Below are 16,929 nucleotides of genomic sequence, written 5' to 3'. Positions count from 1 at the left end.
TTGAATGTCGCGGAGGCGTTTTCGTTGTTGATCTGCCATCCAGCGGAATGACTGCCCTTTCCATTCGGGTTCAACGCAAATCTACGTCAGCTCGCAAAAGGCCCCATGAACATCTTTGGCTTTTACCAGGCTGCGGCCCTCGCAAATCACGGTGCCTTCGGGGGTCGTGCAGCTCGCCCAGAGATCCACCAGGTGTTTTTCGGGGCGCAATTTGGTGATCGTGACTTGCGCGGTCAGGACGGTATTCAACGGTGCCGCCGCATGGAACTGCAGGTCTTGTTTTAGGTAGTTGGTGCCTGAACCTGGTAACTCGACCCCAAGCAGGTAGGAAAACAAAGCGGCGAGCAGCGGTTCCGGGACGCTTTCGGACTTGCCCCCACTCAGCGAGGTGAAAGCGCGCAAGTCTTCTTGGGTGTATCGTCGGGCAATTTGAGCGGATTGTCCTACTTTCAACATTAAATCTCGGCCTCTCCGATCAGACATTCCGCGCCGTCGGCAACCCGGACGACGCGCATATTCAGGCGTCTTTGGGTGTCTTGCTTGATCGACAAATCCAGGGGTTCTCCGGCAAAAGCCGGGTTAGGAAACATAAGACTTTGCGAAGTCGTGTTGAGAGACGGATCGTGTTGCTTCAACATGCCCCAAAGCTTGGCATAGAGCAGCATGCCATGAGATACCGTCCGACCGAATGCGGTGTTTGCGCAGAAATCCGGGTCCACGTGGATCGCGTTGTCGTCTCCGGACACGCGCGCAAAGGCGTTGAAATCATCCTGCGTCGGCGTCCAGCGTTCTTGGACGTTAATCATGATCAAATGCCTCCATCAGGGCGGGCTTGCGAATTTTACCCGCAGCGGTGCGTGGGAAATCTTCGACAACTCTGACATGCGCAGGCACTTTGTACCCGGCCAGGCGCTCGCGGCACCACGGGCGCAAGCTTTCAACGTCAAGCGCTGCTTCCGGTCGCAACAGAATGAACGCGGCGCCAACCTCTCCCCATTTGTTGTCGGGCACACCGATCACAGCTGCTTCGAGAACGGCGGGATGGGAATGTAAAACCCTTTCAACTTCAGCCGGATAGACGTTTTCGCCGCCCGAAATGTACATGTCCTTGATGCGGTCGACGATGTAATAATACCCGTCCGTATCGCGACGTGCGACGTCTCCGGTTTTGAGCCACCTATCTTCGGTGAAGGTATTTGCCGTAGCTTCCGGGTTGCCAAAATAGCCCGGCGTCACACCGGGGCCTTTGATGTGCAACTCGCCTACACCCTCCATGCCATCGGGTATTCCGCTCAATCGTACTTGCGTCAGGCTTTGTGGTTTGCCGACCGAACCGATCTTTTGCTCGGCATGGGCGGGGTCCATCAGGAACACAGTTGGGCCAGTTTCGGTCATGCCCATTCCATTCAGGACTTTCACACCGCGTTCAGCAAAAAACTGGATCAGGGGTTCCGACAGAGGGGCACCGCCGCAGCCGCAGCGGATATTGCGCCAGTCAAGATCGTCAATCCATGGGGCAAGCGACAACGCCTGATACACCGCGGGCACGGCGAAGAACTGGTTGATCTGACCTGATGCGATAAGGTCGCGTATCTCGTCCACTTCGAACTTTGGAAAGATGGTCGATGAACCGCCGGATAGAAAAATGGGCAGCGTGTAAAGGTTGATCCCCGCTGTATGAAACAAAGGCAAGAAACACGCAGAGCGGTCTGTCGACGCGATGTCGATGGCTTGCCCGATGTTTATGGTGTTTGCCCAGGCCATTCCCGCGGTTTGGATGACAGACTTGGGCAGGCCCGTCGTCCCAGAGGTGAAAAGCAGATACCAAGGCCGATCGGATGGGATCGGAGCCGTCAACGCTGGGCCACCCTGCTCGATCCATCCGGCGAGGTCGTTTTCTATCGTCAAGAGCGGCGCCCCGACCCCTTTAGCCGTTTCGGCCGCAACCTGTTGGAATTCCGTGTCCGTAAGCAAAATCGAGACACCAACTTGCTTCAAAGTCTCCACAAGCTCTGGTGCGGGCTGACGCCAATTCAACGGGCAGAGAATGATGCCTGTTTTTTGACAGGCAAACAGGGTGATGAAGAACTCAGCAGAGTTCTGGCACAGGATGGCCACGCGGTCGCCCTCGGAAAGCCCAAGGCCGGTGAGACCGGCAGCAACTGCATTTGCAGCATCATTTATCTGGCCAAAGGTCCAATCGCGCGACGATGCAGTGTCATGAAACGCCAGGGCATTGGGCGAAAGCTCTGCCCTTTTTGCGGCCATGTCAGGGATCTGGTCAAACATCTCTTTCATCCCCCATGTTGAAGGAATTCTTGCATCTTGGTCAGAGTTTCCGGTCGTCCAATGAGGGCCCGGAAAGCCTCGGTCTCAGCCTCGAGCCGGGTTTTGATGTCCGCCTGGCGCTTGTCGTCCCAGAACAGGGATTTTGTTGCCAGCGCAGTGCCGGTATCGATCTCAGCAAGCAGTTTCGCGGCGCGCGTTTCGGGGTCGGGATCAATAGCTTGAACAAGCCCAAGGCCTTTTAGCTGCTCTGATCCCTTCCGATGGTTGGCCATTATCCAACCCCTTGCGTTTGCGCCGCCAATCAAGTCCGGCAAGAGGGCGGTCCATCCGCCATCCGGGGCAAAACCCACCACTCCGTAATAGGGTTGAACAAAAGCGTCAGGCGCGGCAACCACCAGATCAGAGGCAAACACCATCCCGGCCGAACCTCCTGTAGCTGCACCGCGTATGGCCGAAGCCAGGACGACCGGCATCTCGACCATGCGCAAAACCAGCGCCTGCAGAACGGGTACAACTTGCGCTGTATAGCTGTCGATTGGCCCAGCCCGCGCCGCCTCGGCAAACCGTCCGACATCCCCGCCGGTCGAAAAGTTACGCCCGCCTGAGATCAGCGCTTTTTGTACATCCAATTGGTCCAGCGCATCAAATGCCCGGTGCAGTTCGGCCAGAAGACCGGGTTCCAGAGCATTTGCGCGCGGCGCTTGCAAGCGGATTTGAAAGCAGGGTTCCGAGTTCGGCAGTTCTATTGTTTGCCATGTGACCAACCCGCTCATGGGGCCAGTCCGTTGCAGATCAACTCATGCGCTTCGGCAACAACGCGGTCGATATCGACATTGTCGTCCCACAGCACATAGCGCTCGCCCAAGGCTTTCGCGATCCCCATCAAAGCCCAGGCTCTGATCTCGGCATCACCTTGAGAAATCTCGCCCTTTTGCACGGCGTGTTCCAACTGATCGGCATAGGCCTTGCCGAACTCTGTGTAGTAGGTGCGATAGGCTTCGGGATCAACAAACCGGGCTTCTTCCACGATCCGGTACTGCAACGGGCGGTCGCGAACTACACGCAAATAGGCTTCAAGCCCGGCGCGCTCGGCTTCCAAGCGGTTTGGCGCGTCCACGATCCGTTCGGTCGTCTGGGTTCTTGTGGCGCGGCCCATGTCCTCGACCAGCTCGCGAAACAGCTCTTCCTTGCTGGAAAAGTAGATGTAGAACGTGCCAAGTGCCGTTTCCGCCGCACGTGTAATGTCGGCGATGGAAGCAGCGGCAAAGCCCTTTTCACCGATCACCTGCTCGGCAGCCGCAAGGATCTTTGCGCGGCGTTCGATCCCGCGTTTGGTTTTCGGTTGGGAAGCAGAGGATTTTGTCATCTTGATAGTGTCTTCCTTTGCTCAGTCTTTGCGCTTTGCAGTGTGCTGACAAAGCGCCGGAGGGCATCGCAGAAGGCGTCGGGCTCTTCGAGATGCGGAGAATGGCCCGAGTTCTGAAAAATCTGCACCTCGGCCATAGGTGATTGTCCGGCGATCCAATACGCCACCTCAGGATCATAAAGCCTGCTCTGCGCCCCCGCGCAAACTAGGTAGGGAATATCGATCCCGGCGATGATCTGCCGTGCATCCATTGCAACAAGATCGTCCCAAATCGGGCGCAGCGTTGTCGGGTCCTGCTTCAAAAGAAGCGCCCTCATCGCATCGTCGTCGGTCTCTTGCACACCGCCGGGCGCGTACATGTTACGCAGAATGTTTTGGACCATGCTGCGCCATTGAAATTCGATCTTCGAGGACGTGGACAGAACAGCATCCGCTTTTTGGCCGCCCAATCCAAAAGTCCACTGATCGTCAGGCAGCAAACGCGGGCTCATGTCGATGGTGACCAGCCCGCCCAAACTTTGGGTGCCTGCCTGCGCGAGATACTGCCACGCAACCGCAGCCCCCATAGACCAGCCGACCAGAATAGGATGATCCAACTGGTCGATGATCTTGCCCACAACCTCGACACAACGCGCAAGGCTCGGCTCATCCTTTTCTCGGGAACCATGTCCGGGCAAATCCGGTGCATGGCAGTCGAAAGCAAGCCCGAGCCGAGCTTTGACCTCGTCAAATACCGCGCCATTCATGGCCCAGCCATGCAGGAAAACCAGCGGTACGCTCATGTGGTGCGCTGCCTGCGCAGGCGACCGACGATGCCGGTTGGGAAGAAATAGACGCTGAGAATAAACAGGATGCCCAGCCACATCAGCCACCGGTCAGGGTCAACAAGCTCGGGGATCAGTGGCAAGCCCTCGGTGGCATGAGACGCCGCGCCCATGAGGTTTTGCAGATAGGTCTGTGCCAGTACGAAAAGCACCGCACCCAGCACTGCGCCATACATCGTTCCCATGCCGCCGATGACGACCATCAGTAGAATGTCGAGCATAATCTCGAAGCTCAGCGTTGTATCCGGACCGACATACCTTAGCCAAATTGCAAACAAGCTTCCGGCAAGCGCGGCAGTGGCCGCCGACAAGCAAGTTGCAGCCGTGCGATACCAGACCACCCGGTAACCGATTGCTTCGGCCCGAAAGTCGTTCTCGCGGATGGCTTGCAGGACCCGACCAAACGGAGAATTCACGATACGCAGCAGAAGCAGGAACAGCGCCAGCGAGCTGAAGAAGATCAGGTAGTAGTTCAGGATCTTCCCGGTGAACTTGACCCCCATCACCTCGCCCATCCTGTTGGCAGAGGTCAGAACGCGCGGGATTTTATAGGTCAGCCCGTCTTCACCACCGGTGATGTCAGAAAACTGTGACACAAGAACCGCGACGGCAGAGGCAACAGCAAGTGTGATCATCGCAAAGAATATCGCGCGCACCCTGAGGCTGAACAGACCAATCAACAGCGCCAGAACAATCGCCGCCAACGCGCCCAGGACCGTACCGACCAGAAGGGCATCAAACCCGCGCCCCATATGGGTGGATGCCAGCGCCACGCCATACGCGCCCATGCCAAAGAACATAGTATGCGCAAAACTCACGATCCCGGTGTATCCAAGAAGCAGATCATAACCCGCCACCAGCAGGATAAAGATGCAGATCCGAGCAGCGGTATCCAACGCTCGCACACCTTCAAAGAGGAACGGCGCACCGGCCAGACAAATTAGGATCAGCAGCAAAAGCGCGGTCAGAATGGGGGACCGGGGCGTATCGCCAGATATCAGACGCACAATCATTTCACTTCGCCTTCACTACAGGCAGCATGCCTTGTGGCCGCCACATCAGGATTGCAGTCATCAGCGCGATGTTGGACACAAGCGCCAGTTTCGGTTCAAGGAACGCGACGTAGTTCTGCAAAAGCCCGACCAGCAGCGCGCCGATAAAAGCTCCTTCGACCGAACCAAGGCCACCGATAATCGCCACAATGAAAACAAGGACCATCATGCGTTCGCCCATGCCGGCCGTGATAACCTCTTGATAAAGGCCCCACATCACACCGCCCAAGCCAGCAAGTGCTGATCCGGCGATGAAAACGCCAACGAAAACCACGCGCAGCCGATACCCCAGCGCTTCGACCATCGGGCCGTTTTCGACGCCTGCCCGCACGATCAGACCGATCTTGGTACGGCGCAGGATCATGCGCATGGCGATGAACAAAACAGCGCCGATCCCCACGGCGAGAAGGCGGTACTTTTCCATCGCAGCACCTGCAAAGGTGATCGCGCCTTTCAGCATTTCGGGGCGGTTGATAAAGATCTCATCCGGGCCCCAGATCACATGGATCAGCTGTTCGATCACGATCAGGCCGCCGACAGTGACAAGGATTTGCTTCAGGTGTGCGCCGTAAACGGGTTTGACGATAACTCTTTCGAACACCCAGCCCAACGCGCCAGTCACAGTCATCGCTACTACAACGGCAAGGAAAACCGCGGACATGTTGAGCAGCAGCGAAGTCGCTCCTGTCCAGTCGCCAAGCGCAATCAGGACCGAGACCCCGACGAAGGCCCCGACCGAAACGAATGCGCCGTGGCCAAAGTTGATGACATCCATCAGGCCAAATACCAGCGTAAGCCCGGATGCCATGATGAAGATCATCATCCCCATGGCGAGGCCCGACACCGTCAAAGTCAGCCAGGACGATGGCGCGCCGATCGCGAAGAACCCAAGCACCACCAGGATCGGGATCAAGAGAAACGGCATCGCTTTGTCCAGACGCTCACTCAGCGATACGTCTGCGAAGGTTGGTCTATGATCAGGAGCGGCCGTCATTCAGTGCGCCTCCATGCTCAAACCCATCAGGCTTTCCTGAAGGTCTTTGTTACTTGCAAGTTCCGCCATGGCCCCGGTCCAGATTACGCGCCCGTCATCCATGACGACTGCGCTGTCCCCAAGGGCTTTGGCGACGGAAAAATTCTGTTCCACCAGAAGGATCGAACGCCCCTGTGCCTTTAGGTCGCGCAGAGCATTCGCCATGGTCGCAATGATGGCGGGTGCCAGCCCTTTGGTGGGCTCGTCGATTAGATACAGTTCGCGATCTTCGGCCATGGCGCGGGCGATAGCGAGCATCTGCTTTTGCCCCCCCGACAGGTTTCCGGCTTCGCTGTTCCAGAAGGTGCCCAGTGCCGGAAACGCACCGAGCAGCCACTCTTTCCGTTCTGGGTCAAGCGGACCAGAGCTGGCACCCAGCACCATGTTTTCTTCGACCGTCAAATCGCTGAAGATGCCCATGTCCTCGGGCACAAAGCCAACGCCTGCTCGGGCGCGGGCAGAGACGGGCAGGCGTTTCAGGTCCTGCCCGTTATAGAGTATTTCGCCCGACTTTGCGGTCCATTGCCCCATGATCGTCTTGAGCGTCGTGGTTTTGCCCACACCATTGCGACCAAGCAGCATGGTCACCTCGCCACGTGGCACCTCAAAGTCGACACCTTGCAGAATGTGGTATTGCGCGATGTCGGTATAGACATCTTTCAGCGTCAGGATCGGGTCAGACATGATCCAGCTCCTTGCCCATATAGGCTTCTTGCACCACGGCCGAGGCCATGACTTCGGCGGGCGGACCGTCAGCAGCCAAGGCGCCATTGTGCAAAACGATAATGCGGTCAGCCAGGGTGCGGATCACGTCGAGCTTGTGTTCGACAAGCAGCACCGTTTTGCTGGTATCGGCCTTGATCTCGGCAATCAGGTCGAGGATCACCGGGGCCTCATCCACGCTCATGCCTGCGGTCGGTTCGTCGAACATGTAAACTAGCGGGTCGAGGCCAATAAGCATGGCCACTTCCAACTTTCTCTGGTCGCCATGCGACAGTTCGGTCACCAGTTGGTCTTTCTGAGTATCAAGGCGAACCCGTTCCAGAATACCGCTGGCTTCCGAAGTCAATTCTGTGTGGCTGTCAGCCATTGAAAACAGCCCAAAGCCTTTGTGTTTACGCGACTGGATAACCAACCGAAGGTTTTCAAGAACCGAGAGGTCAGGAAACAGGTTGGTTAATTGAAAGGCGCGCCCCAGACCACGACGGCAGCGTTCGGCGACGCCCAGGCGGGTGATGTCCTGACCTTTCAGGGTCACCGTTCCGGCTGTCGCCGCGATCTGACCTGAGATCAGGTTAAAGTACGTCGTCTTGCCTGCGCCATTGGGTCCGACAATCGCCGTCAGCTCTCCGGCGGGGAATTTGCAGGTCACCGCATCCACGGCCACATGCCCACCAAAGCGCACAGTAAGTGCGTCAGTTTCCAAAAGTATCTGGGTCATTGGATGAAGTCCTAAGGTCCCGGGGCGGGAAGAACGAACCGCCCCGGTTTCATGCGACAGGCTGAGGTCGCGGATTACTGATTGCGAACCGGGATTTCCATCTCGTCCATGCCGATCTCACGAACCAGAACCGGCACGCCATAGTCCTTGCCGTCCTGAATTTCGGTGCGGAAATGGTACATGGTCTGCATTGCCTGGTGGTCTTCCGGACGGAACATCATGGTGCCCTTGGGCGTTTCCCACGTGAGCCCTTTCATCGCCGCAACCAATGCCTCGGTATCTTCGGCACCACCGGCCTTTTTGATCGCTTCAACAATGGCGATGCCTGAAGCCATGCCGCCGGCGGTAAAGAAATCCGGTGGGCTGTCGAAACGTTCAAAATGCGTTTTCACAAGCCAGTCATTCACCGGGTTCTGCGGGATCTCATAGTAGTAATATGTGGCCCCTTCCATGCCAGGCAGTTCTTTGTACGCTTTCAAAGCTGCAAGGATGTTCCCGCCAGTGGCGATCTCAACTCCGAACCGGCTGGGCTCCATCGCGTTGATCTTGCTCATGGGGTTGCCGCCACCGGCCCAGATGATGAACAGCTTCTTTTCGCCCTCGACTTCACTCATTGCATTGAAGATGCGTTCTGCGGCTGCGGTGAAATCCGTCGTGTCGGTCGGCACATATTCCTCGTGCGCCAGCGTCGCACCGGTGCCTTCCAATGCTTCCTTGAACGCGGCCACGCCATCACGACCAAATGCATAGTCCTGCGCCAAGGTTGCTACGGTGACGTTCTCGCCGCCCAAGGCCACTGCGTTCGCAATTGCATCCTGAGACGAGTTGCGGCCGGTGCGGAAAATATATGGGTTCCAGTTCGCGCCAGTGATCGAATCCGCCACAGCGGGCTCTACGATCAACACACGCTCATACTCCTCGGCAACGGGCAGCATCGCCAGGGCGACACCAGAGCTGACCGGGCCAACGGCGATATGGGCATCATCGTCGCCATAAGCCTCCTCCAGTTGCGCGCGGCCAATGTCCGGCTTCAACTGAGTGTCTTTTTCGATGATGACGATCTTCTCTCCATTGATCTCCATCGTGCCATCGGTGGCGTATTCCAGCCCCAGCTTCAGACCATTGTGGGATTGGGCCGCGTAGGCCTCAAAAGGTCCAGTTTTGCCGTAGACATGGGCAATTCTGATTTCCGCGATCGCCGTCGACGATATCAACGCGCCGACAGCGGTTAGTGCAAGCATGCGCAACATAAAGGCTCCTCCCGTTTTCCTCGCGAAGATATGAAACATGAATCATCATTCATGTCAAAGAATTTGTCCTGAGAAGCGGTCAGCAAGGCGAACAACTGCCAGGCGGACGAAGCTGCCTTACGCGCGACGACGCCGCATTCGCTTGAAATTCTGTTCAGTCTTTGTGGGAACGGCTATCGAGCTATAGCGTGCATAGATCGAGTGGTCAGGATGGCTACAATACGTGACGCGGTAACCCAGCGGGCAGTTCTACGAGCCCCTCGTCTCAGACGGCAATTCGCGGAAAAAACGCCTGTAGTCCTGTGCGAACTGACCCATATGCCAAAATCCGCAGCGGTTTGCGGCGTCGTTTATTGTGCCATTGAAAGAATCGGTCAAAAGGTCCTCTCGAACGCGGCTCAACCGAAGACGCACATAGTAAGACTTTGGGCCAAGTCCGAACTGTTCTTTGAACGCGCGATCCAAAGTTCGCCAAGACGCCCCACTTTCCTTGCAAATCTCTTCTATCGAAACCGGATCTTCCAGGTTTGCAGCCATCAGGTCCATTGCACGATCAACGGCACGCCGTCTGGTAGCCGCCTGACTTCTGTCAAAATGCGCTTCGTTGTCCGTCAGAATACTCAGGGCTTCAAGCATCAGAGTTTCCTCTGTTTCCTCAGACCACTGCGCATCTGCGCTAGTCAACAGCCCGGATACGAGATGTTCCAATTGCGCCATGCTGGCCAAACCTGCTTTGGACCTCAGCTTGTGCGCGTCCGGAGTGTCGTGTTCCAGATGAAACCCACAAGTTTCAGCCAGCCTCTCCAATCGATCGGTTTCAAACGAAACAACGTTGCCCGTGAATCCGGCCGTTGAAATACCGTCGAACCCATCACTATCTCCGAAAGACAGGAATGCGTTATCGGTGACGTCCTTTGATTGCCACTTGTCGACAGCGCCATTTGACGGAATCCCGAACGTGACCGACCCTTTCGGCGAAACACCACGTTGGTGAACGCGTTGGTTCATTGCAATGCTGAGCGCGGACACCGAGTGCCCTGAACGCACTGTTACTCTCGTGGATAAACGCCCCGAATCCAGCTGTCGAAAGTCAATGTCCCAGGGCGTAAAGTCCCCGATCATATTGGGATGGTCGAAATTCAGCACGACTGCGGGCATCACCCCATCCGCTACGGCAGGGTCAGCCTTTTGCAAATTTGGCGAATTCTTGATGTGGTCCATTCCCAAAGCCTGACACTTTACCGGTAATGTAGCGAATTCGAACCGCAGGGAGTCAAGTGTCAGCTAAAACTCCAAACCTTGCCACCATGGGCCGACCACGGCTGCCGGAGGCCGATGCTCGATCAGAGCGCGTGGTGACGTTTCTCACTCCACCGGAACATCGGCGGCTATCTGAGCTGGCACATCAGTCAAATCAATCTATTTCAGCCAAATGCCATGAACTGATTGTTCAGGCGATGAGCTTCACGGATATAAAAGGGGGAAAGAAGGGTGACTAGTGTTATTCACAAGACTGGGGTTCTAGCCTGCTTGCTGGCTGCGCTCGCCGCCACGCCAGCGGCCGCTCAACAAGACGCAATTGTGCATGACGGTGAGTTTGAGTTCCTGCGCGCCCAATTTGGCGAGCAATGGGATGCGCAGGACATCGAGATCGAAGCGAGGTTGGCAGAAATTCGGGACGCCAACGGCGGCAAACCCCCTAATTTTCTGTACATCCTTATCGATGACATCAGCTTTGGCCAGATGGGAGAGCGCAAGCTCAATTATGTGATGGGCATCGAAACCCCGTACATCAATGACTTTGCCAGCGAAGGCTTGTCGTTGATGCGTATGTACACCGAACCCTCTTGCACACCGACGCGTACGGCCATGTTGACCGGTCGGCATCCCATCCGGGCCGGAGTAGAAGAGGTGAAAGTAGCTTTGGTGGGTGAAGGGCTACCTGCGGACGAAGTGACTCTGCCAGAAATCCTGAAACAGGCAGGGTACAACACTACGCATGTCGGCAAATGGCATCAGGGCGATATCGAAGAGGCCTACCCGCACAATCAGGGCTTCGACTGGGCGGCGTTCCCACTGCATCAACAGGTCCAGCTGAGCCTGATGACCCGCGAGGCGATGCAGGCGAACAATATGTTGGGCTATCACGCATCGGGACAGAACAACGAGTTTCTATTGGACGAACGATTCAAACCCTATGGATTGGTCACAGGTGTTGAAGCCGAGGCGGGCGGAACAGCGCGCGAGGTCGAAATGGCCGCGGGCGAAGAATGGACGCAAGCCAAATACGAAGAGATGAACGAGCGCTACCAGGCGCAGGCGATTGAGCAGCTTGAGCGCGTTGCAGCGTTGGATGAGCCGTTTTTCCTCCAGTACTGGCCGCTTTACCCGCTGAATTTTGCCTATCCCGATCAGGCGCTGTCACGGAACGGAGGGTTCCACGCAGACAAGCTGCAGCTACTGGACGGTTGGATCGGCGAAGTCCTCGCTGCACTGGAAGAGACCGGCGAGGCGGACAACACCATCGTCATGATCATGGCCGACAACGGGTTGATGTACCATTACGAGGGGACATCCGGGCTGAACCAACTGATCTATCGGGGTGGCAAAACCCAACACCTCGAAGGGGGCGTGCGCACCGATGCGTTCATTCGCTGGCCCGGCGTGATCGAAGCCGACAGTGCGGCCGGTGACATTTTCCACGTCTCGGATATCTATACCACAATCGCACGTATCGCAGGCGCCACAGACTTTATCCCGCGTGATCGTGTGATCGATGGGATCGACCAAACGGCACTGCTGCTGGAAGGAGAAGGAAACGGGCGTCGCGACTACGTTTATGTGTATGAGGGCCCGGTTCTGCGTTCGGTCGTCAAGCAAGAGTTCAAGATGCACTTGCCTGCGCCGGGTGCCCCCGGAGCGGCCGCACCCACGTATAACGTTTATCGCGACCCGCGCGAAGAGCATCCGCTGGTGGGATACTCGCTTTGGGCAGGCGCGTCGTTTCAGGACATGATCAAGCGTCATCAGAAGATGATTGCCAAATATCCGAACTCGGAGATCGGAAAGGACATCCCCTATGGCGGCATCGATAACCTGCGACCCGAAAGCGAAGAGGCGCGGCAGGTCTTCATGAGCTGGCAAGAGTAAACGCACCACGGCGCGCGGAACCTTTCTGCGCGCCGTTACAGAATAAAGCGCGGGACGCACTGAGGTGTCAGCTAACGGGTCAATGTTAGGGGCGAACAACGCCTTGGGGACGCTTGAGCGCCCTGTCTAGGCGCGGTCGAACCTCCGCCTGTGGTGAGACCGCGCATACCATAACCTACGCTCCGAACCTACTCGACCGGTGACCAGTCCGGACCCGGATCATAGGCAGAGATTTCAGAGGTACGCTCAAGCGTCTCCGGGCCAAAATCCGCCTCGTAGACTATACCATTTTCTCCGACCAAAAAGGAATGAATACCGGTTTCGCCATAGTCCGAGGGCACTGCCAGAAGTGCATGCCCCGAGACGAAATGATCCCCGACAAAATACGAGAACTCTCCGCCGGGCGCGTTCGGTCCCTGACCCTGCAGGATCGTGTAGTAGTATCCCAGAAACGGTTCGGCTTCATAGTCGGCCTCACCGTCGCTCCACCCGGTTGCCGCCGCTCGGGCGAGTGCTGCTCCGACAAAGCTGTCTTCGTCTGGCCAGAAAAGCCCATCCCGCTCTCCGGGGTCCGCGATGATCGTCCGTGCGAACTCCATGACGCCATCGCCATTGTGATCCACAAGACGGAATGCCGCTTGCAGGTCAACATAGGCTTCAAGCAGATCGATCACTTCCAGCTCATTCAAACCGATTTCGCGGGCCGAAAGCTCTTCGATCCCGGCTTCAATATCGAAGCGCCAACTGTCTTCTGATCGTAAAATCGGGATCGGGAAGGGCCAGCTATCTTCACCAAGCAGAAGGACAACGCCATCATCTTCGGGCTGAAAACGATAGCCTTCAGCATACATGCCAAGCACCTCTTGCCGTCTTGCCTGGTCTTCCGCTGGATCACCGGTACCAATCAGGTCTTCGGCCTCCGGCCCAAAAACCTCAAGCAGTTTGCTCTGATCATTGGCTTGCAACGCACCGACAAAGGCATCCAACGCGGTTTGCGGCGTGTCAAACCGAGCTCCCTCGGAAAACGCGGGGCCTGCAGTCGCGGCAAGCACTAAAACTGAGAATACTGATCTACGCATCTTATCGTCTCCGTGTGCCTTTGGCCGCGTGTCCCCGTCTGGACGCGTTGTGTGTCCGGCTGCCGGACGCCTTTTTCTGCATCGCTTGCCCCCTTGATGCTGTGGGCTTGCGCTGAGTTGTCGTGGCCTTCCTGGTCCCGGTCTGCGGTCTTTGCGCCACCGGCCTGTTCGCGGCATCCGGACGTTTGGTGCGATCGATTGCCTGTTGTTTTGCAGCGGCCCTGTCCACGTCGACATTGCCCCGATTCACTTGCGGCAGGGATCGGTCTCCACCGCCACGGTTCGCCAAAGCACCGCCAGCGACCGCTCCTGCGCCAACTGCGGCTGCCGCGCCGGCGCGATCCCGGCTGATATCAGCGGCGCCGGACTCGCGGCTCAGTTTTGCGCGCAGTTCGTCGGTCCGACCCTCGGGGCGGTTGACCGGCAACTCACCACGCCCACCTTCGCGTCTTTCGTGATCTGCAATTCTTTCCCGGGCTTCCTTCTGGCGTTCCGGGTCGGGCTTCCAGCCAACATCCGTGCGGTCGCCCAGATCGATGTCATTGCCAATATTGACGTTGCCATCGACGTCAATGTCGATGTCCGGGTTTCGATAGATCGGACCCCCGCCCCAGCCACCACAATTTCGGCAGCCCCAGTAGCCATACCAGTCATCATCGTCATCAAAGATCTCGTCGATCAGGGCCACAGCGCCGAAAGTCAGCAAAGCCGCGCCCACAACGTCTCCGGTCGACGGGCCGGTATAAACCGTCGCGGGATTATACTGCGGAACATACACCGTTTCAGGCTGTGTCGGCGTGATTACAACCGTATCGTCATCTGACACCTCGACAGTTTGTTCTGGCCCGGAAACAAGTGCACCACTGTCAATCGCCTGATCCCGCATCACCTGCACCGCGTCCATCACGTCATCGGATTGGGCAAGCATCGCGGTGCCCACAGTTTCGGTCCAATCGATATGGGTGGCCATTTGCCCAACAACTTCGGGGAATGCCGTTGCCAGAACGCTGACCGAAGGGTCCCAACCCATGGCGTTGATTTCAGGCTCAAGCTCAACAGGGTCTCGGTCGGCATTATCCAACAGATACCGCTCGGCCTTCACAATCTCCAGCGGCTGCGTTGCTGCGACGAGTATTTGGATAAGCAGCGTGTCGGGATAAAGCGCCACCGGGGCGACCAATGTCTGCAGCTCGGCATCGGTAAGTCGGTCGGAGGTCTCTTCTGAAGCTGCAGCATCATCTGTGGCCTCTTGTGCAAACAGGGCGGTTGATGCGCAAAGACCGAGGGCAATTACTAGATATCTAAACATATTGCGATCCTTCGATTTCTTGAAAGATCACCCATGACTGCGATTCTTGCAACCGACGGAAATTGAGGGCGGACGCCCGATAAACCTGGGCGCTCAGCGCAAAGCAGGCCGTAGACAACAGAAAAGCGTTTCAAAAGTGCTGCCTTGACGGGCGCTTTTTCAGTTGTAATGGTCAAATTATGAGCGCTTTGAGAACAATTCTCCTTTCAATTCAGTGCTTCCTGATGTCTGCCGGGTTGCTTTCCGCCCAAGGTGATATGGTCAAATCCTTTGCAGGTTGTGCAGGACGCTTCTCGGCCGAAATGGAACATGCGTGGCTTTTGAACGATGCAAAAGCTCAGGACTATGAACTGCGGCGCGGCGGGTTTGTGTCTTTGCTGGAAGCGACGACCACAGCGGAAAATGCCGAATTTGTCCTGAGCCACAGGGTGAATTCCAAACACGCGCATGCACGTTTGCTGCAAACCGCGACCTTTGGTTCAGACGAAACGAAGGCAAGTGCGGCGCGCCGTACCGCCAAGCAGTATTTGGATCAGTGTAACCTGTTGATCCTGGGCGGTGCATAAGAGACGCTTCGCTGCGCTGCCGCATTATTAAGCGGGACATGCTGCGCTGCCGCAAAATTAGGCAATACCCTCAATCTGTCCAGGAACTCGGGTCATGAGACTCTGAGTGCTGCGGAGAACTGTCCTAGCACTATGGAGTGCCGCAAGACGGCTTGGAACATGTGCGAAGGTGCCCGGCCTAGGAACCTGAAGACGCCCTCGCACACCGCAATTATGCGTGGGGGGTATATGGGACGTTTCGGCGCCCCGAACAACCCTGCTGCGCGTCGCATAAAAGGAAATGCTGATGCACACCAAACTTCTCACCACAACCGCCGCAGTCCTGTTGGCCAGTTCATTGCCTGCACTGGCCGATTGCCCGATCAAGGTTGGCGTCCTTCATTCGTTGTCCGGCACCATGGCCATTTCGGAAACCACGCTGAAAGACACGATGGAAATGCTGGTCGAACAGCAAAACGAAGCCGGTGGTCTTCTGGGATGCGAGCTTGAAGCTGTCGTTGTAGACCCGGCCTCGGACTGGCCGCTGTTTGCCGAAAAGGCGCGTGAGTTGCTGACCGTGCACGAAGTTGACGTGATCTTTGGCAACTGGACATCGGTTTCCCGCAAATCCGTCCTGCCGGTGATTGAAGAACTGAACGGCCTGCTGTTCTACCCGGTTCAGTACGAGGGCGAAGAGAGCTCGAAAAACGTGTTCTACACAGGCGCTGCGCCGAACCAGCAGGCGATCCCGGCCACGGATTACTTCCTGGATGAGCTGGAAGTTGAGAAATTTGCGCTGCTGGGAACCGACTACGTCTATCCGCGGACCACGAACAATATCCTTGAAAGCTACCTGAAGCAGAAGGGAATCGCGGAAGAGGACATTTTCGTCAACTACACGCCGTTCGGTCATTCGGACTGGTCCAAGATCGTGGCCGACGTGGTCGCGCTTGGTGCGGATGGCAAGAAAGTCGGCGTGATTTCGACCATCAACGGCGACGCGAACGTCGGTTTCTATAAGGAACTTGCGGCCGCGGGCATCTCGGCTGATGACATTCCGGTTGTCGCCTTCTCGGTCGGTGAGGAAGAGTTGGCCGGTCTCGATACCACCAACCTAGTCGGTCACCTGGCGGCCTGGAACTATTTCCAATCGGCCGAAAGCGATGCGAACGAGGCATGGGTCGAAGCGTGGAAAGCCCGCATGGGTGAAGACCGTGTAACCAACGACCCGATGGAGGCCCACTATATCGGCTTCAACATGTGGGTAAACGCGGCGACCGCTGCCGACACCACCGATGTCGACGCCGTTCGGACCGCCATGTACGGTCAGGAATTCCCGAACCTGACAGGCGGCACCGCGGTGATGCTGCCCAACCACCATCTGGCCAAGCCGGTCCTGATCGGTGAAATCCAGGAAGACGGGCAGTTCGACATCATCAGCCAGACCGAAGAAGTTCCGGGCGACGCCTGGACCGACTATCTGCCTGAGTCCGCTGTTCTCGTGTCGGATTGGAAAGAGCTGGGTTGCGGGATGTACAACACCGAAACCGAGAGCTGCGTACAGATCAAGTCCAACTACTAAGGTCTTAAC

Annotated in this window: 17 protein-coding genes; 3 read left to right on the top strand and 14 right to left on the bottom strand. The window is 56.9% G+C overall.

The window, feature by feature from the left end:
• Positions 1-81: 81 nt before the first annotated feature.
• The 12 genes from ACR0MV_RS08580 to ACR0MV_RS08525 form a co-directional block, all read right to left on the bottom strand.
• On the bottom strand, positions 82-456 hold the full coding sequence (locus ACR0MV_RS08580; RefSeq protein WP_480701806.1) for a hotdog family protein: 375 nt from the start codon (positions 454-456) through the stop codon (positions 82-84).
• Entirely contained in the window at positions 456-806 is a 351-nt protein-coding gene (locus ACR0MV_RS08575) for a MaoC/PaaZ C-terminal domain-containing protein (protein WP_480701805.1), read from the bottom strand. Before ACR0MV_RS08575 ends, ACR0MV_RS08580 begins: the two co-directional genes overlap by 1 nt.
• Positions 799-2,289 carry an AMP-binding protein gene (locus tag ACR0MV_RS08570; RefSeq protein ID WP_480701804.1) on the bottom strand — a complete coding sequence of 497 codons (1,491 nt, stop codon included), beginning with the start codon at positions 2,287-2,289 and terminating at the stop codon, positions 799-801. The genes ACR0MV_RS08575 and ACR0MV_RS08570 overlap by 8 nt, the downstream gene beginning before the upstream one ends.
• Before the next feature lie 5 nt (positions 2,290-2,294).
• Positions 2,295-3,062 carry an enoyl-CoA hydratase/isomerase family protein gene (locus ACR0MV_RS08565; protein WP_480701803.1) on the bottom strand — a complete coding sequence of 256 codons (768 nt, stop codon included), beginning with the start codon at positions 3,060-3,062 and terminating at the stop codon, positions 2,295-2,297.
• Positions 3,059-3,655, bottom strand: a complete 597-nt coding sequence (locus tag ACR0MV_RS08560) for a TetR/AcrR family transcriptional regulator (protein WP_170424116.1) — start codon at positions 3,653-3,655, stop codon at positions 3,059-3,061. The genes ACR0MV_RS08565 and ACR0MV_RS08560 overlap by 4 nt, the downstream gene beginning before the upstream one ends.
• Positions 3,652-4,437, bottom strand: coding sequence for an alpha/beta fold hydrolase (locus tag ACR0MV_RS08555; RefSeq protein WP_170424114.1), 786 nt, complete (start codon positions 4,435-4,437; stop codon positions 3,652-3,654). The genes ACR0MV_RS08560 and ACR0MV_RS08555 overlap by 4 nt, the downstream gene beginning before the upstream one ends.
• The gene (locus ACR0MV_RS08550) at positions 4,434-5,492 is read right to left on the bottom strand and encodes a branched-chain amino acid ABC transporter permease (protein WP_170464588.1); all 1,059 of its coding nucleotides are present in this window, start codon (positions 5,490-5,492) and stop codon (positions 4,434-4,436) included. Before ACR0MV_RS08550 ends, ACR0MV_RS08555 begins: the two co-directional genes overlap by 4 nt.
• A 1-nt stretch (position 5,493) precedes the next feature.
• On the bottom strand, positions 5,494-6,525 hold the full coding sequence (locus ACR0MV_RS08545) for a branched-chain amino acid ABC transporter permease (protein ID WP_170424110.1): 1,032 nt from the start codon (positions 6,523-6,525) through the stop codon (positions 5,494-5,496).
• Entirely contained in the window at positions 6,526-7,248 is a 723-nt protein-coding gene (locus tag ACR0MV_RS08540) for an ABC transporter ATP-binding protein (RefSeq protein ID WP_480701802.1), read from the bottom strand. It abuts the gene before it with no gap.
• Entirely contained in the window at positions 7,241-8,005 is a 765-nt protein-coding gene (locus ACR0MV_RS08535) for an ABC transporter ATP-binding protein (RefSeq protein ID WP_480701801.1), read from the bottom strand. Before ACR0MV_RS08535 ends, ACR0MV_RS08540 begins: the two co-directional genes overlap by 8 nt.
• A gap of 74 nt (positions 8,006-8,079) precedes the next feature.
• A complete protein-coding gene (locus ACR0MV_RS08530; RefSeq protein WP_170424104.1) occupies positions 8,080-9,255 on the bottom strand; it encodes a substrate-binding domain-containing protein in 1,176 nt (391 codons plus the stop codon).
• A 249-nt stretch (positions 9,256-9,504) separates the two neighbouring features.
• Complete coding sequence (locus tag ACR0MV_RS08525) at positions 9,505-10,476, bottom strand: helix-turn-helix domain-containing protein (RefSeq protein WP_480701800.1); 972 nt, start codon at positions 10,474-10,476, stop codon at positions 9,505-9,507.
• A 270-nt stretch (positions 10,477-10,746) separates the two neighbouring features.
• Here ACR0MV_RS08525 and ACR0MV_RS08520 point away from each other — a divergent pair, with 270 nt between their 5' ends.
• Entirely contained in the window at positions 10,747-12,405 is a 1,659-nt protein-coding gene (locus ACR0MV_RS08520; protein ID WP_480701799.1) for a sulfatase-like hydrolase/transferase, read from the top strand.
• 188 nt (positions 12,406-12,593) lie between these two features.
• Here ACR0MV_RS08520 and ACR0MV_RS08515 read toward each other — a convergent pair whose 3' ends face one another.
• Together ACR0MV_RS08515 and ACR0MV_RS08510 are read right to left on the bottom strand one after the other, a co-directional pair.
• Entirely contained in the window at positions 12,594-13,484 is an 891-nt protein-coding gene (locus ACR0MV_RS08515; protein WP_480701798.1) for a DUF2950 family protein, read from the bottom strand.
• A gap of 1 nt (position 13,485) precedes the next feature.
• Positions 13,486-14,793, bottom strand: a complete 1,308-nt coding sequence (locus ACR0MV_RS08510) for a DUF3300 domain-containing protein (protein WP_170424098.1) — start codon at positions 14,791-14,793, stop codon at positions 13,486-13,488.
• 224 nt (positions 14,794-15,017) lie between these two features.
• Here ACR0MV_RS08510 and ACR0MV_RS08505 point away from each other — a divergent pair, with 224 nt between their 5' ends.
• The gene (locus ACR0MV_RS08505) at positions 15,018-15,359 is read left to right on the top strand and encodes a hypothetical protein (protein ID WP_170424096.1); all 342 of its coding nucleotides are present in this window, start codon (positions 15,018-15,020) and stop codon (positions 15,357-15,359) included.
• A 286-nt stretch (positions 15,360-15,645) separates the two neighbouring features.
• A complete protein-coding gene (urtA, locus tag ACR0MV_RS08500; RefSeq protein ID WP_170424094.1) occupies positions 15,646-16,920 on the top strand; it encodes an urea ABC transporter substrate-binding protein in 1,275 nt (424 codons plus the stop codon).
• Positions 16,921-16,929: the final 9 nt, after the last annotated feature.

This window comes from Ruegeria sp. BC3 (assembly GCF_056539265.1).
Note: the sequence above shows the minus strand (reverse complement) of the source record. Positions and strands in the feature narration are given on the sequence as shown.

What these genes read in the sequence shown, in the direction of transcription:
- ACR0MV_RS08580 (WP_480701806.1), bottom strand. Translation starts at nt 456, where the DNA reads ATGTTGAAAGTAGGACAATCCGCTCAAATTGCCCGACGATACACCCAA.
- ACR0MV_RS08575 (WP_480701805.1), bottom strand. Translation starts at nt 806, where the DNA reads ATGATTAACGTCCAAGAACGCTGGACGCCGACGCAGGATGATTTCAAC.
- ACR0MV_RS08570 (WP_480701804.1), bottom strand. Translation starts at nt 2,289, where the DNA reads ATGTTTGACCAGATCCCTGACATGGCCGCAAAAAGGGCAGAGCTTTCG.
- ACR0MV_RS08565 (WP_480701803.1), bottom strand. Translation starts at nt 3,062, where the DNA reads ATGAGCGGGTTGGTCACATGGCAAACAATAGAACTGCCGAACTCGGAA.
- ACR0MV_RS08560 (WP_170424116.1), bottom strand. Translation starts at nt 3,655, where the DNA reads ATGACAAAATCCTCTGCTTCCCAACCGAAAACCAAACGCGGGATCGAA.
- ACR0MV_RS08555 (WP_170424114.1), bottom strand. Translation starts at nt 4,437, where the DNA reads ATGAGCGTACCGCTGGTTTTCCTGCATGGCTGGGCCATGAATGGCGCG.
- ACR0MV_RS08550 (WP_170464588.1), bottom strand. Translation starts at nt 5,492, where the DNA reads ATGATTGTGCGTCTGATATCTGGCGATACGCCCCGGTCCCCCATTCTG.
- ACR0MV_RS08545 (WP_170424110.1), bottom strand. Translation starts at nt 6,525, where the DNA reads ATGACGGCCGCTCCTGATCATAGACCAACCTTCGCAGACGTATCGCTG.
- ACR0MV_RS08540 (WP_480701802.1), bottom strand. Translation starts at nt 7,248, where the DNA reads ATGTCTGACCCGATCCTGACGCTGAAAGATGTCTATACCGACATCGCG.
- ACR0MV_RS08535 (WP_480701801.1), bottom strand. Translation starts at nt 8,005, where the DNA reads ATGACCCAGATACTTTTGGAAACTGACGCACTTACTGTGCGCTTTGGT.
- ACR0MV_RS08530 (WP_170424104.1), bottom strand. Translation starts at nt 9,255, where the DNA reads ATGTTGCGCATGCTTGCACTAACCGCTGTCGGCGCGTTGATATCGTCG.
- ACR0MV_RS08525 (WP_480701800.1), bottom strand. Translation starts at nt 10,476, where the DNA reads ATGGACCACATCAAGAATTCGCCAAATTTGCAAAAGGCTGACCCTGCC.
- ACR0MV_RS08515 (WP_480701798.1), bottom strand. Translation starts at nt 13,484, where the DNA reads ATGCGTAGATCAGTATTCTCAGTTTTAGTGCTTGCCGCGACTGCAGGC.
- ACR0MV_RS08510 (WP_170424098.1), bottom strand. Translation starts at nt 14,793, where the DNA reads ATGTTTAGATATCTAGTAATTGCCCTCGGTCTTTGCGCATCAACCGCC.
- ACR0MV_RS08505 (WP_170424096.1), top strand. Translation starts at nt 15,018, where the DNA reads ATGTCTGCCGGGTTGCTTTCCGCCCAAGGTGATATGGTCAAATCCTTT.
- urtA (WP_170424094.1), top strand. Translation starts at nt 15,646, where the DNA reads ATGCACACCAAACTTCTCACCACAACCGCCGCAGTCCTGTTGGCCAGT.